Consider the following 15,270-nt stretch of genomic DNA (forward strand, 5'->3'; position numbering starts at 1 on the left):
TTCATCCCGGCAAATGATACGACAATGAATGTTAGCGCTAACTAACATTCTATTCATCGTTTCATCCGTTGTCAAGGATTTTCTGAACGCTGCGGGGGTTGGGAGGTTCCGCTATTCGTATCTCAGCGCGTCTATCGGGTTCAGCATGGATGCCTTATAGGCCGGGTAGAACCCGAAGAACAATCCTACCATTGCGGAGAAACCGAACGCAAGGAAGATCGAGAGTGGGGACACGATCGTTGACCATCCCGCGATCATTGCAATTATTTTGGAAGCCGAAATGCCGGTAATGATTCCTGCCACTCCTCCGATCAGGGACAAGGTGAGCGCTTCGATAAGAAACTGCAGCCTGATATCCCAGGTCTTTGCCCCGATCGCCATGCGTATCCCGATCTCCCGTGTCCTCTCGGTGACCGACACGAGCATGATGTTCATGATCCCTATCCCTCCCACAAGAAGAGAGACGGATGCAATTGCAGCAAGCAGAAGAGTCATAACCTGTGTCGACTGTTCAGCGGTCTGCATGATCGAGGTCAGATTTCGCACGGTAAAGTCATTCTCCTGTTTAGGTCCGATATGGTGCCTCTGCCTGAGCAGTTCGGTTATCTGCTTTTCTGCAGCCGCCATGTCTTCCTGGCTATTTGCTTTGACCATAATCCTCCGCACCATACCGGGGAACGCGGTGCCGAAGAGTTTTTTCTGGGCTGTGGTGATAGGGACGTAGATCGAGTCGTCCTGGTCCTGTCCCTGTAGGGACTGCCCCTTCGCAGAAAGAATCCCGATGACGGTAAATGGCACTTTTTGTATTCTCACTACCTGGCCGACCGGATCGGCTTCCCCGAATAAATTATCAACTACGGTCTTTCCGAGCAGACAGACCTTTGCAGCGTTTCTCACATCCTGCCGGGTAAATGCTCTTCCGGATTCAAGCGGCCAGTCCCGTATCGCGAGCATTCCCGGCGTTGTCCCTGTTACCCCGGTCGACCAGTTCTGTGAACCGTAGACGACCTGCGCAACGCCGTTATGGATAGGGGCAACGTCCGAAACAGCGGGACATTCGCTCTGTATCGCCGCTGCATCGTCGATGGTGAGCGTGGTCTGGGTGCCGGAGCCCATCCTCACCCCTGCCGAGGTCGTGGCGCCCGGAAGGATCATGATGAGGTTGCTTCCGATGCTCGCTATCTGTTCCGCGATTCTTTTACTCGCACCCATCCCGATGGAGAGCATGGCGATCACCGCTCCGACACCTATGATGATGCCGAGCATGGTGAGCGCGGAACGCATCTTATTGCGTTTCAATGCCCTGAATGAGATGCGTATTGTAGTCGGGATATCAATCATGACATCCCTGTCCTTTCGTCGCTGATAATCCTGCCGTCGAGGAATCTGATAATCCTCCGGCCGTACGCAGCGATGTCCTGCTCATGGGTCACGAGTATAACCGTGATGCCTGATTCTGTGTTCAGTCTGGTAAAGAGTTCCATGATCTCGGCGCTCGTCTTGGTATCGAGGTTCCCTGTCGGCTCATCTGCGAGGATAATCGCCGCGTTATTCACGAGAGCCCGTGCGATGGCAACCCTCTGCTGCTGCCCGCCGGAAAGCTGGCCGGGAGAGGAATCCTCCCGTCCTGCGAGCCCCACGTTTTTCAGCGCTTCTTCTGCGCGGCCTCTCCGGTCTTTCGCCGGAAGGCCGTTATAGAGCATCGGAAGTTCCACATTCTCGATGGCAGACGTCCGGGGGAGAAGGTTGAAGCCCTGGAAGACAAACCCGACCTTCTTGTTCCGAATCTGCGCCCGCTCGTCCCTGCCGAGAGTTCCCACATCCGTGCCCTCCAGCAGATACTGGCCGCGTGAAGGAATGTCGAGGCATCCGAGGATGTTCATGAACGTGGATTTTCCCGAACCCGACGGTCCCATGATTGCAACGAATTCTCCTGATTCGATGCATACGGAAACCTGCATGAGGGCATTCACTTCGATGGAACCGGTCCGGTATATTTTGCAGATATCCCTGGTTTCTATAAGCGCCATATCAGAAAAATCTCGGTCCCGGAGGCGCCTCCTGCTTCTTCTGCCCCCTGGCTGCGGACTCGATGATTACGTTCTGTCCTTCCCTGAGGGTATCCGAAGTGATTTCGGTATAACTTCCGTCGCTGATACCGGCAGCAATATTGATACGCTTTGGCTGCCCCTGTTCCAGTATCCATATTCCTGGACCGCCTGCTGCTTTTTTCTCCGCCCTCTTCTTCTCATTTTCATCGAGTTTGAACCTGAGCGCAGCATTCGGTATTTTCAGGACATCTTTTTTTATCGAAATAATAATCGACACGTTCGCGGTCATTCCCGGTTTGAGTTTGAGTTCAGGGTTCTCCACCTGAATCACCACATCATAGGTCACAACGTTCTGGACCGTAATCGGCGCGTTCCTTACCTGCCACACCTTTCCCTTGAATACAAGATCGGGATATGCGTCAACCGTAAACTCGACATCCTGTCCGTCTTTCACCTTTCCTATATCGGCCTCGTCCACATTCGTGTCGATCTGCATCTTGGTGAGGTCCTGGGCTATGGTGAACAATGTCGGAGTCTGAAAACTTGCTGCAACGGTCTGCCCCACATCCACGTTCCTTGATATCACCACACCGTCCACAGGAGAGAGTATCTTCGTATAGCGGAGATTCGTCTCGGCAAACTCGAGTGCTGCCATTGTCTGGGCAACCTGGGACTTCGCGGCGCTTACTGATGCCTTTACAGTCTCATAGTTTGTTTCTGCCGTATCCAGATCGCTCCGTGCGATGATATTCTTCGAGAACAGTTCAGTATTTCTTTCCAGAGTCCGTTTTGCGTCTACCAGGGTTGCTCCGGCTTTTTCAAGATTTGCCTGAGCCGCGAGGAGGTTAGCGCTTGCCTGCTGCACCTGCGCCTGGAATGTTGCAGGATCTATCTGCGCGATGATCTGGCCTTTTTTTACCAGGGAATTGAAATCGACGGATATGCTCTTGATCGTGCCGGAAACCTGGGTGCCGACAAGGACCGTGGTGACTGCATTTACCGTGCCTGTCGCGGTAACCGACGTCACGATATCACCTTTGGAAACTTTTTCTGTTTTGAACTTAACGTCACCGCTCTTGTTTTTAAGCAGAAAGAACGTTACCGCAACTAGCACTGCCCCTATGATGACAATGAAGAGTGTCTTTTTCATTTCAGCCCCATGGCCTTTACAAGACTTGCCTGGGCGATCTTATCAGCATAAAGTGCCTGGATATAATAGGTTCTTGCATTCGCCAGACCTACCTCCGCATCAGTCACCTCTATGGGGTTCCCGACACCTGCTGCGTATCTGCCGTTTGCTATTTCCAGATTCTCCTGTGCCTGTTCTACACCGAGTTTTGCCGTGGGGATTGCTTCTTCGGCTGCCCTGAGGGTCAGGTATGCCTGCTGTACCTCAAGGAATATTATCTGTCTCAGTAACTCTTCGTTCGCTTTCAGGATATTCAGGTTCGCCCTTGCTTCTTCCACCTGATGTTTCGTAAGGAAACCGTTGAACAAAGGGAACGACAGGGTTGCCCCTGCATTCCATCCATGTTCAAGCGGGAACTGTTCCCCTGACCAACTGTATCCTGCGCTCCCGGTCAAGACGGGATAATACCCTGTCTTTGCAAGGCCGACCGCACTCTCTGCCGCCTTCCTCTGTGTAACGATTGACTTCAAGTCAGGCCTGTTTTCGTATGCTTTTTTCATTGCTTCTTCCAGAGTGATATCATATTTCTCAAAAGTCATTGTTTCATTGAGTGTGTATTCAGGTGCATCAGGAACTCCCATAACATTGTTCAGGGTTACAACAGAGACCTTGAAAGCGTTCTCATTCCTGATCAGGTTCAGCTTCGCATTGCTCACGTCAACCTCTGCTTTTGTCACATCAAATTTCGGTTTTGTGCCTACTTCATAAAAACCCTTCGCCTGTTCCAGATGCTGTTGGGTTTGCTTCACAGTATCTTCAGCGACCATCACATTATATTTTGCCTGCACAACCCCATAGTATGCCTTCTTGACTGAAAGGATAATCTGATCGCTGGTATTTCTCAGGTCTGAACGGGATGAATCGAGGGTTAAGTTCCGGATTCTTACCTGGGTTGGAGTTTTGCCGAAGTCATAGATCATCTGGCTGAGATTTAACCCGGTGGAATATTCATCAAATGCATCTCCTGATGAACTGAATGAAGCCCCCTGAGTACCTGATAAACGGGATAAACCTCCTGACGCCGGCGATATTCTGCTATAGCTCGATGACCAGTTGACCTGTGGGAAATAATTTGACCTTGCCTGGCCAACCCTGCTCGCATTCACATCAACTGCCCCTTGTGCAGCGATGATGGACGGCTGCATTTGCAGCGCTATTTCAATACACCTCTCCAGAGTGAGGGTTTCGCCTTTTTTTATAATCTCCTCTGCTTCTGCTTGCAAGGGTACAATCAATACAAAAAATGATATAAAAACAATCCATTGCCTCATCGCAACCTCCTATGGGTTCTCCGCCATCTCAGACTTTTTTCTTCCCGCATGCCTGCCGAACAAGGCTTTCGCTTTCGCCTGAAATATATCCATGTAATAGTACACAACAGGGGTGATATAAAGGGTCAGAAGCTGCGACACCGCGAGTCCCCCTACAACCGCAAGTCCCAGGGGACGGCGTGACTCTGCCCCTGCCCCGAAGCCGAGTGCAATCGGAAGTACTCCCATAAAGGCTGCCATGGTAGTCATCATGATAGGCCTGAAACGTATGATGCAACCCTGGTAGATGGCTTCGAGGGGCGGCTTGCCTTCTTTCCTTTCTGCATCGAGCGCGAAGTCGATCATCATGATCGCATTCTTCTTCACGATTCCCAGCAGCATGATGACGCCGACGAATGCGAAAACGTTCAGGTCTTTCTGGAAAATCATCAGGGTGATGAGCGCTCCAAACCCTGCCGCGGGAAGGCCTGAGAGGATGGTCAAGGGATGGATAAAGCTTTCATACAGGATACCGAGCACAATGTAAATGACGAATATGGCCATGATAAGGAGTATTGCCAATCCCTTTGTTGACGCCTGATATGCCTGTGCCGCTCCCTGAAATGTGTAGCTGACTGTCTGGGGAAGGGTTTCACGGGCGATTTTATCGATAATCGGCACTACGGTTCCCAAAGACACGCCGGGTTTCACGTTAAACGATATGGTTACCGCAGGGAGCTGCCCGAGATGGTTCACGCTCAGAGGTCCTATGCTCCGGGTGAGTTTTGCAACCGAATCCAGGGGAACAAGGCTCCCGTTTGATGACCTGACATAGAGCAGGGAAAGCGCAGAAGGATCCGTCTGATAGCGGGGTTCCAGTTCAAGGATTACCTGGTATTGATTGTTCGGGGCATAGATAGTGGAAATCTGCCGGGACCCATAGGCATAATAAAGCGCATCTTCAATCTGCTGTGCCGTTAAACCGACCGCAGATGCCTTGTCCCTGTCTATCTCGACGTTCACCTGAGGGTTTGTTATCTGGAGATCATTCGTGACATCCTGAAGTTCGGGAATCTTGCCCATCTTTTCCTGCATCTGGGGAACGACCATGTAGAGTTCGTCGGTATCAGGACTCTGGAGGGTGAACTGATACTGCGCCTTGGTAAGCTGCCCGCCGATCCTCACCGGAGGCGGGTTCTGGAGAAACATCATGATGCCGGGAACCTGCATGACCTTGGGCCGCATTTCCTGGATCACACCGTCTGCATCAAGACGCCGCTGGTCGCGCGGTTTCAGCCGGATAAACATGAAACCCGAATTCCCTCCAACCCGCGTCCCCCCCGGTCCGACAAACGACATGAACGATTCCACGTTTGGGTCCTTTGCAACGATATCGGCAAGGGCCTGCTGGTGGTGAACCATGTCATTGAATGAGATGCCCTGCTGCCCCTCGGTAAAACCGAATATCCCTCCGATATCATCGCTCGGCAGAAACCCCCAGGGAATGATCTTGAAAAGCGCCACAGTCACTATGGTAAGGATAAATGTGAATACCAGTGTGGCGAAGCGATATCTCAGTACTGTCCTGAGGGTCCGCTCATAGAGATTCAGCATGCCGGCGAAAAAGCGCTCCAGAAGGAGATAAAGCCTTCCGTGCTTCTCTTCTGCAGGAGGACGCAGGAAACGGCTGCAGAGCATCGGGGTCAGGGAGAGGGAAACAACACCGGATATGAGGATCGCAACGCTGATCGTTACCGCAAATTCATGGAGCAGACGTCCGAGGATGCCTCCCATAAAGAGCACGGGAATAAAGACCGCCACAAGGGAAAGAGTCATCGATAAGATAGTGAAGCCTATTTCTCTTGAACCGTTCAGGGCAGCTTCAAGCACGCCCTCTCCCTGCTCCATGTGACGGACTATGTTTTCGAGCATGACGATCGCATCATCGACAACGAATCCCACTGCGAGGATCAAAGCCATGAGAGAGATATTGTTCACCGTAAAACCCATGAGATACATGGCGGAGAATGTGCCGATGATCGAGAGGGGCAACGCGAGGCTCGGGATTATCGTTGCCGAGAGATTCCGGAGGAAAAGGAAGATAACCATGACCACGAGACAGACCGTGAGAAAAAGAGTAAATTGTACATCTCGTACCGAATCACGGATGGACGCCGAGCGGTCAAAGAGAATGTTGAGGTTCATCGAAGCAGGCATCTGTGACTGAAAAACCGGGAGGAGCTTTTTTATGCTGTCGACAACTTCAATGGTATTGGTGCCGGGCTGGCGCTGAATGGCGAGCACTATTGCACGGGTATTAGTATACCATCCGGCAATCTTGTCATTTTCGACACTGTCTATGACCCTCCCCACCTGTTCGAGGCGAACCGGGGAGCCGTCACGATAGGTAACGATTACCGGGCGGTATGCGTTCGCATTATAGAGCTGGCCGGTCGCCTGAACCACAAAGGATTTCTTGTCACCATAGAGTGTACCGGTAGGGAGGTTTACGTTTCCCTTCTGCACTGCTGCTGCCACTTCATCGATCCCGATCTTCCTGCTCGCAAGGATCAGGGGATCGACCTGTACTCTCACCGCATATTTCTGAGACCCGTAGATCAGGACCTGAGCAACACCGCTCAACATCGAAATTCTCTGGGCAATGAACGTATCCGCATATTCATTGACTGTGGACAGAGGGAGGGTCGGAGAACTGAGCGCAATATACAAAACAGGCTGATCAGCAGGATTGACCTTCCGGTACGAAGGAGGAGTCGGCATATCCGGAGGGAGTTGCCGCGTTGCTTTTGCGATCGCTGCCTGCACATCCTGGGCTGCCGCATCAATGTCTCTCTCAAGCGCAAACTGCAGCGTAATCTGGGTAATCCCGTTGCCGTTTGTAGAGGTCATGGAATCTATTCCGGCAATAGTGGAGAATTCTCGTTCAAGGGGTGTGGCAACGGCAGAGGCCATGGTCTCGGGAGTAGCACCCGGCAGATTGGCCGTCACCTGTATCGTCGGATAATCTACGTTCGGAAGATCACTGACCGGCAGAAGATGGTAGCCCATAAGTCCGAACACAATGAAGGCAAACATGACAAGAGACGTCATGACTGGCCTCCGGATGCACAATTCAGGGATGTTCATGCCTGATTATTTCCGTTCCGCACCGACAGGGGGTTTCACCTCGACAATGGCTCCGGGGAAAATCCTCATCTGACCGTCGGTGACGACCCGTTCGCCGGGTTGAAGCCCCTTCTCAATGACTGTTTCTTCTGCATGGGCCAGACTGACCTCAACAGGTCGCGACTCTACGGTAAGATCAGGTTTGATCACAAAGACATAGGAACCCTGTTGTCCGGTCTGGACAGCCTGAGAGGGAACCACTGTCGCATCCTGCATTGCGGTGAGCGTCATCGATACAGCGACGAACTGGCCCGGCCAGAGCCGCCTGTCGTTATTGGCAAACGTTGCCTTGAGCTTTATGGTTCCCGTGGCAACATCCACAGTATTGTCCACAAAAGTAACTACTCCCTGCTCCGGATATTTCTCATCCTTTCCGGTAACCACTGCCACATTCAGTCTTCCGGAAGACATATACTTCTTGATCTCCCCGAGGTATTGCTCGGGTACTGAAAAAGTTACATAAATCGGCTGGACCTGATTGATGGCAACCATTGCAGTATCGGCATTTGCCTTAATAAGATTTCCCTGATTGGCCATGAGATTCCCGGTTCTTCCCGTGATGGGGGAATGGATAGAACAGTATTGCAACTGCAGTCGTGCATATTCAACCAGCGCTTTGCCTGCGTTGACAACTGCTTCGAGGGTAGCAGCGCTGGTGCGGATCTGGTCGTACTGTTCCTGCGCCACATAGCCTTTCCTGACGAGTTCCTCATAGCGGCGGACTTCAACCCGTGCGTTTTCCAACTGAGCGGCATCTTTTGCAAGGTTTGCTTCAGCTTGTTTTAGCGATGCCTCATAAGGCCGTGAATCAATCGAGAAAAGGAGGTCGTCTTTCCTTACATCTTGTCCTTCCCGGAAATGGACCCGGGTGAGAATGCCACCTACCTGAGATTTCACCGAGACTGTGGAATATGGCTCCACATTGCCGACTGCCCTGATCTGCACCGGCACTGTTTTTTTCACCGCCTCGGCAACAACAACCGGAACAGAAGGCGGTTTGGAGGATTGCGATTTATCTCCTGAGCATGCGGCAATGATAGTGAACACCAGTACCAGGGCAAATATGAAACAGGGCGTTCTTCCCCGCATTTCCGGATATCCATAATTGTAGCTCATCCTTGACCCTCCCTCTGTGGATATTTCGCAGACCTGCCTGAATGCACGGACACATCCCTCCCCTTGCGGGAAGAAAGCAGCCCCTCCAGTACAAATTCATTCAGCATTATTGGCGTAACACGCACATCCGCATCCAGGGCCAGTGAAAGGACAACTCCTCTGAGTGCCCCGACGAGGATCGTGGCCATTGCCTCGGGATTGCATTCCCTGAACTCCCCGGACCGGATCCCGTGTGCGATAATATTTTCTATCAGTTCGCGCTGTTTTCTGAAAAAATTCCGTTTCTCACGAATCCCGAATGCAAACCCGTGCTCTCTGATGTGGAGAAGAATGAATTCCTTGTGCTTCAGAGCATATTCGAGATACAATTCCAGAAATTTTGATAACGCCCCCGATGCAGACTCTGCCTCTGAAACGGTCCTTTCGATCATGGCGGCCATCTCACGACGCTTGTCATGAATAAGGTTCCGGTAAAGTTCCTCCTTGGTATTGAAATACAGGTATACCCCGCCGATACTGATCCCCGCAGTCTTCGCAATCTCCCTAATACTGGTTTTTGCATAGCCTTTCCGCGAGAATACATCCATTGCGGCCTGCATGATCTTCTTTTTTGATTCTATACCTGAACGTTTGTTCATGTGAACCTGTGTTCAGTATATGAAAATAAATGCGGAGTGTCAATATGAATATTGTGCAGCGAAGTGGAATGCATTGGTGCGTACAGACTTCCTAAAAGAGTCGGAGCTGATCAGTTTTCCGTCCTGAAATCTTTTCTCAAAAAACCACCCAGTTACTTAGGGGGGAGCACAACTCCACACGTGAAAAACTCTATTCCGCGGGAAAGCTGTTGATGGCTGCCTGAAAAGGTATTCTGTCAGGAGCACCCGGTGCAATTTCCGATACCTGAAAGAATTTCAGAAATCAGGGAACATCTTGAGATAAAGTATGTTGCCATTTTCAGTTATTATATGGGCGGTGAGTATGCCGCCTTCAATATACTGCACACTGAATCCCTTATATCCGGCTGATTCAAGGTCTTTCGCATTTGCCGGACAGCCGCGTTCACATCCGGCGATGCCCCTGATCATGTTGAGAATCAATCCTTTCACATCAAGGGTCTCTATCTCGGTTTCTTTTGACAAGGCAAATCGTTGAATCTGTGAATGTATCGCATCAATATCAGGCTTATGAGGCTTATCAATCTGAACTGATATGGACGCGTTATTGATAATGACATCAAGAACCACAAGGCCTCCTCTTTTTTACGCTTTTCACTGAATATTCATCCCATGCGGCAACAGAAGAATTACGTCTGTTTCACATCTCCGGCTTGATTACAGCAAAAATACCGATGTGGCATTCTGTCGCATCGATATTGATCAGCCGGTATTATTGTACAGGCATGTACCGCTTACCGCCCGAGTACAAGGGCCTTGTTATGCGTCATTGGTGTTCCTTAGCCTTCGTTTTATTACCGCCAGAAGCCGCAACTGCAGAATCACCTGGAGGGCTTCCGGGTTCTTTTATCCGGCTGCTGGATTCGTTCGTTTCTTTCTCTTGCATAATGCTCTCCCTAACCAGCGCGGGCAACGCGGCGGACGCATTTGAAGCACGCTATTCTGGGTGTGGGATGAACAAGGCAGAACTCCGGAAACCGGATATTATTTTACCCCGATGATCCTGTTCTTCTCGTCAAGAAGCACAATCGTCGGTTTGAATCCCCTGAGTTCCCTGTCCTGAAAATACCTGTAACAGAAGATGATTACCCGGTCTCCGACTACGCCTTTTCTTGCTGTGGGGCCGTTGAGACAGATCTCGCCGGAGCCTTTCCTGCCGGGGATAACATATGTCTCGAAGCGCTCCCCGTTATTGAGATTGCTTATCATCACCTGCTCATAAGGAATAATTCCCGCCTTTTTCAGGAGTGATTCGTCTATGGTAATGCTGCCCTCATATGAAAGGTTGGAGTCTGTTACCGTTGCGGTATGTATTTTTGCCCTCAGGATGCACCTTAGCATGCTGTAATTTTCTTCCTATTCTATTATTTTCGGGACCCTGTAGAACTTCTCGGTATGCGATGGTGCATTCATGAGAGCGTCTTTACCGGGCAACGAAGGTTTCAGCACATCTTCGCGCATGACGTTATGCAGCGCAAGGACATGGGATGTGGGTTCAACATCCCCTGTGTCCAATTCATTCAGCTTCTCCATGTATCCGAGAATGCTGCTCATTTGGGAACTGAACAGTTCCTTCTCTTCCTCGGACAGGGAGAGCCTTGCAAGCATGGCGATATGTTCAATTTCTGTTCTTGATATTTTCACGGGAAAATCTAGATTTTTTCCAGGTTGGCGAACCTTACCGCAAGTCTTTTTACCCCGAAGTTGGGGAAATTGACCATGACCTTCAGGTCGTCTCCATCCCCGTAGCAGTCCCGGACTACCCCGATACCCCATGACGGATGTTTCACCCTGCATCCGGCAGTGTACAGGGTAAACGTATCTCTGGGCTTGACGCTTTTCTTGACAGGAGTAAGCTTTATCATCTGACGGCCTGTTATCTTTTCGATCCAGTTGCAGCACTCTCTGGGGATATCCCTCAGGAACCTCGACGGTTCCTGATCCTGCATTTTGGAATACAGTCTCCTCCTGCTGGCACCTGTGAGCCAGAGTACGTCCTTCGCACGGGTCATTCCCACATAAAAGAGCCTCCGCTCCTCGGCAATCTCATCCTCGTGATTCATCGCCTTGCAGTAAGGCAGAACACCTTCTTCAAGGCCTGTAATAAACACCACCGGAAACTCGAGCCCTTTTGCGTTGTGCAGGGTCATGAGAGAGACAAACTCCCCTTCCTTCACCTCGTCCATGCCGGTTATCATCAGCACCTTGTCGAGGAAATCTTTTATGTCCCTTCCCTCAGCAGAACTGATCAGTTCCTCCACATTTTTCATTCTTTCCTCGTTAAGGGTATCTGCATAGCCGGATTTTACTGCGATGCATCTCAGCATCTCTCCGGCGGACTTGAATTTTGACGGAGAGAACTTCTCGATTGTCTTTACGAATTGAGAAAGCTTTTCTTTCGCTGTACTCGAAAACTGATCTCCGCGGAGCATCGTCTTCAGGGCATTGAATAAGGGAATGGTCTTCTTCTTTGCCTCGGTCTCGATTCTTGAAAGAAGGGACGCGCCTATTCCCCTTGACGGGGTGTTGACAACTCTCCGGAAACTTACATTGTCTCCGCTGTTTACGGACAGGCGCATGTATGCGATGATGTCCTTGATCTCCTTTCTCTGGTAAAAACTGACGCCCCCCATGATTTTATACGGGAGCCCTTCATTCCGGAGCGCATCTTCGAGCACCCGTGACTGGAGATTAACGCGGTAGAATATCGCGAAGTCCCGGTAATTGTATATGCCTTTGAGATAGTATTCCTTTATGGCTTTTGCGATGTATTTTGCTTCGTCCTCATAGGTATTCAGCCAGCAATGGTGCACTTTTTCCCCGCTGCCCCTCTCTGTCCAGAGTTTCTTCGACTTCCTCTTCAGATTCTGCGCAATCACTGCTCCGGATACATCGAGGATATGCTGCGTCGAGCGGTAGTTCTGTTCAAGTTTGATGATCTTCACCTTGGGGAAATCATTTTCGAAACTGCTGATATTGCTGACATTGGCTCCCCTGAACTTGTAGATGCTCTGGTCATCATCTCCGACAACACAGATCTTCTCATGCCCCGATGCAAGGAGTTTCAGGAGCTTGTACTGCGCAAAGTTGGTGTCCTGGAATTCGTCGACCAGGATATAGGAAAACTTGTCCTGGTATTTCTCGCAAATATTTTTTTTCGTTTCAAACAATCTGACTGACAGCATGATGAGATCATCGTAATCCAGCGCATTGCTCCTTTTTAGTTCATCCTGGTACCGCACATAGACCTTCGCAAGTTTCTCGTCAAAACCGAACCCGTCAGCTGAAGAGAGAAAATCCTCGGGGCTGACGAGGGATGATTTCAGGAAGCTGATCCGTGAGCTTATGCCTTTGTAAAGGGCTTCATAGATCTTGAACTCCTTCAGAATATGGCGTATGAGGCAGCACTGGTCGTCTTCGTCGTAAATGGAAAAATTGGGATCGTACCCAATGGCCTTGCTTTCCTTTCTCAATATCCTGTTGCACTGTGAGTGAAATGTGCCTATCCATGACCCGTTGACGTCCTTATCGATGAGGCTGCTGATCCTGTGCTTCATTTCGTCGGCTGCCTTGTTCGTAAAGGTGACCGTCAGGATAGAATCTTTTGCATGCTTTTTTAACCTGGTCAGGTAAGAGAACTTGTGGGAAATGACCCGTGTTTTCCCGCTTCCCGCCCCCGCAAATACCATCAACGGGGTGTCATTGCACAAAAGAGCTTCTTTCTGCTGGGGGTTTAAATCATGCATTAATATCTCCTTTGACTTATTCATGTTAACAGATTCTCACCATTTTAATCTATGCTGCATCCCGGTTAACACGGTTTCTCGTGTCTTCCACGGTTCCTTAAAGGCAGGTCAACCCTGTTCCGCGAAAAACTCCGGAAACTCATAACTTCCCGACAGCCTTATTCAACGGTCACGCTTTTGGCAAGATTTCGTGGCTGATCGACATCACATCCCCGCAGGACACCGATGTGATACGCAAGCAACTGCATGGGAACCGCCATCAGCACCGTTGACAGATACGGATTCGTTGTCGGCACAAAGATGCTCCTGTCAGCGGTCCTGCAGATATCATCATGAGCATCATTTGTGATTAAAATAATTTTCCCCCCTCTGCTTTTTACCTCCTGGATATTGGAGGCCATCTTCTCAAACAACTCGTCCCTGTGTGCAAGTACCACGACAGGCATCTCTTCATCTATCAGCGCGATAGGACCATGTTTCATTTCACCTGCTGGATACCCTTCGGCATGAATATAGGAGATCTCTTTGAGCTTCAGTGCTCCCTCGAGCCCTACAGGATGGTGAATGCCCCTTCCAAGATACAGAAAATCCTGTGCTTTGAAAAATTCTTTTGCTACAGATATGATGTCTTCATCTGTTTTCAGAGCCTGTTCGACTTTTCCCGGCAGCATGAGGAGTTCTTTCAGAAGCGTCTGCGATTCATCGGTTGTGATTACCTTTCTGACTGTGCCGAGCGCAACCGTGAAGAGGTACAGACCTACAATCTGGGTGGTGAATGCCTTGGTCGAGGCGACCCCGATTTCAGGCCCCGAATGGGTATAGAATACGGCATCAGCCTCCCTTGAAGACGTGCTCCCGAGTACATTGCATATGCTCATTACCCTTGCGCCAAGTTTTTTTGCCTCCCTCTGTGCAGCAAGAGTGTCAGCGGTTTCACCTGATTGTGTGATGACAATCATAAGATCTCCGGGCCGGATTATCGGCTTTCTGTAGCGAAATTCCGACGCGATGTCAACCTCAACAGGGATTCGTACAAGTCCCTCTATCATGTATTTGCCGATGAGGGCTGCATGGTAGGATGTTCCGCAGGCCACAAGAAAAATACGCTCTGCCCTCGTAAGCGCCTCTTTGCTCATGCCGAATTCCTGAAGGTTCACTTCAGCATTTTCAAGACTGAACCTGCCTCTAAGGGTATCTGCGATTGCCCTGGGCTGTTCGTAGATTTCCTTGAGCATGAAATGCTTGTACCCGCCCTTTTCAGCCATTGAAGGGCTCCATGACACTGAGTTCACCTCTTTTCGGACGGTATTCCCTCCGGAATCGATGACACTGACTCCATTGCGGGTCAGCACAGCCATCTCTCCGTCATCAAGGAATATGACATCTCTCGAATAGCTCAGGAATGCCGGGATATCAGATGCGACAAAATATTCGCCTTCACTCAGTCCCACGACAAGGGGGCTGTCCTTTCTCACTGCCACTATCTTGTCCGGTTCATCCTGACTGATCACGGCTATCGCGTACGTGCCTTCAACCTCTTTCAGCGCTTTCCTGACCGCATCCTCCAGCGTGCTTCCCCTTGTGTGTTCGTGAATAAGGTGGCAGAGCACCTCAGTATCAGTTTCCGAAGAGAAAACATATCCTTTCCCGGTCAGTGTCTTTTTTAGGGCAAGATAATTCTCAATAATGCCGTTATGCACGAGAACTATTCCGTCAGACCTGTGTGGATGTGCGTTTTCATCAGACGGTCTTCCATGCGTGGCCCATCGTGTATGGCCTATCGCGTTATGGCTGGACGGGCTCTCTGATTCAATGAGAGAAGAGAGTTCCTTTATCTTTCCGAGACATCTTCTGACCTCGATCCCCTTATCCGAAAAAAATGCAACCCCCGCAGAATCATACCCCCGGTATTCAAGGCGCTTCAGTCCTTCCAGCACAACGGATACTGCATTTTTCGTTCCGACATAACCAATTATCCCGCACATACGTTAATCAGCCGGGCAAAAAACACTTGGATGAGAGCCAACTGCAAGGAGTATAGTCGCCTGCTCCTGT

General features: G+C 50.3%; 12 protein-coding genes. All 12 read right to left on the minus strand.

What is annotated here, in order from left to right:
• Positions 1 to 111: 111 nt before the first annotated feature.
• A complete protein-coding gene (locus AB1552_09115; protein ID MEW6053931.1) occupies positions 112 to 1,341 on the minus strand; it encodes an ABC transporter permease in 1,230 nt (409 codons plus the stop codon).
• Positions 1,338 to 2,030 (minus strand): ABC transporter ATP-binding protein, encoded by a 693-nt coding sequence (locus AB1552_09120; protein MEW6053932.1) that lies wholly within the window; start codon positions 2,028 to 2,030, stop codon positions 1,338 to 1,340. Before AB1552_09120 ends, AB1552_09115 begins: the two co-directional genes overlap by 4 nt.
• 1 nt (position 2,031) lies before the next feature.
• A complete protein-coding gene (locus AB1552_09125; GenBank protein MEW6053933.1) occupies positions 2,032 to 3,201 on the minus strand; it encodes an efflux RND transporter periplasmic adaptor subunit in 1,170 nt (389 codons plus the stop codon).
• Complete coding sequence (locus AB1552_09130) at positions 3,198 to 4,511, minus strand: TolC family protein (GenBank protein ID MEW6053934.1); 1,314 nt, start codon at positions 4,509 to 4,511, stop codon at positions 3,198 to 3,200. The genes AB1552_09125 and AB1552_09130 overlap by 4 nt, the downstream gene beginning before the upstream one ends.
• 9 nt (positions 4,512 to 4,520) lie before the next feature.
• The gene (locus AB1552_09135; protein ID MEW6053935.1) at positions 4,521 to 7,637 is read right to left on the minus strand and encodes an efflux RND transporter permease subunit; all 3,117 of its coding nucleotides are present in this window, start codon (positions 7,635 to 7,637) and stop codon (positions 4,521 to 4,523) included.
• Positions 7,638 to 7,643: 6 nt separating this feature from the next.
• Complete coding sequence (locus tag AB1552_09140) at positions 7,644 to 8,792, minus strand: efflux RND transporter periplasmic adaptor subunit (GenBank protein MEW6053936.1); 1,149 nt, start codon at positions 8,790 to 8,792, stop codon at positions 7,644 to 7,646.
• A complete protein-coding gene (locus AB1552_09145) occupies positions 8,789 to 9,430 on the minus strand; it encodes a TetR/AcrR family transcriptional regulator (protein ID MEW6053937.1) in 642 nt (213 codons plus the stop codon). Before AB1552_09145 ends, AB1552_09140 begins: the two co-directional genes overlap by 4 nt.
• 276 nt (positions 9,431 to 9,706) lie before the next feature.
• A complete protein-coding gene (locus tag AB1552_09150) occupies positions 9,707 to 10,039 on the minus strand; it encodes a hypothetical protein (GenBank protein MEW6053938.1) in 333 nt (110 codons plus the stop codon).
• Positions 10,040 to 10,453: 414 nt separating this feature from the next.
• Complete coding sequence (panD, locus tag AB1552_09155; GenBank protein ID MEW6053939.1) at positions 10,454 to 10,810, minus strand: aspartate 1-decarboxylase; 357 nt, start codon at positions 10,808 to 10,810, stop codon at positions 10,454 to 10,456.
• A 15-nt stretch (positions 10,811 to 10,825) separates the two neighbouring features.
• A complete protein-coding gene (gene gatC, locus AB1552_09160) occupies positions 10,826 to 11,113 on the minus strand; it encodes an Asp-tRNA(Asn)/Glu-tRNA(Gln) amidotransferase subunit GatC (protein ID MEW6053940.1) in 288 nt (95 codons plus the stop codon).
• 8 nt (positions 11,114 to 11,121) lie between these two features.
• Positions 11,122 to 13,215 (minus strand): UvrD-helicase domain-containing protein, encoded by a 2,094-nt coding sequence (locus tag AB1552_09165; GenBank protein MEW6053941.1) that lies wholly within the window; start codon positions 13,213 to 13,215, stop codon positions 11,122 to 11,124.
• Positions 13,216 to 13,373: 158 nt separating this feature from the next.
• Positions 13,374 to 15,200, minus strand: coding sequence for a glutamine--fructose-6-phosphate transaminase (isomerizing) (gene glmS, locus AB1552_09170; GenBank protein ID MEW6053942.1), 1,827 nt, complete (start codon positions 15,198 to 15,200; stop codon positions 13,374 to 13,376).
• Positions 15,201 to 15,270: the final 70 nt, after the last annotated feature.

The organism is Nitrospirota bacterium (assembly GCA_040754395.1).
Lineage (GTDB): Bacteria > Nitrospirota > Thermodesulfovibrionia > Thermodesulfovibrionales > SM23-35 > JBFMCL01.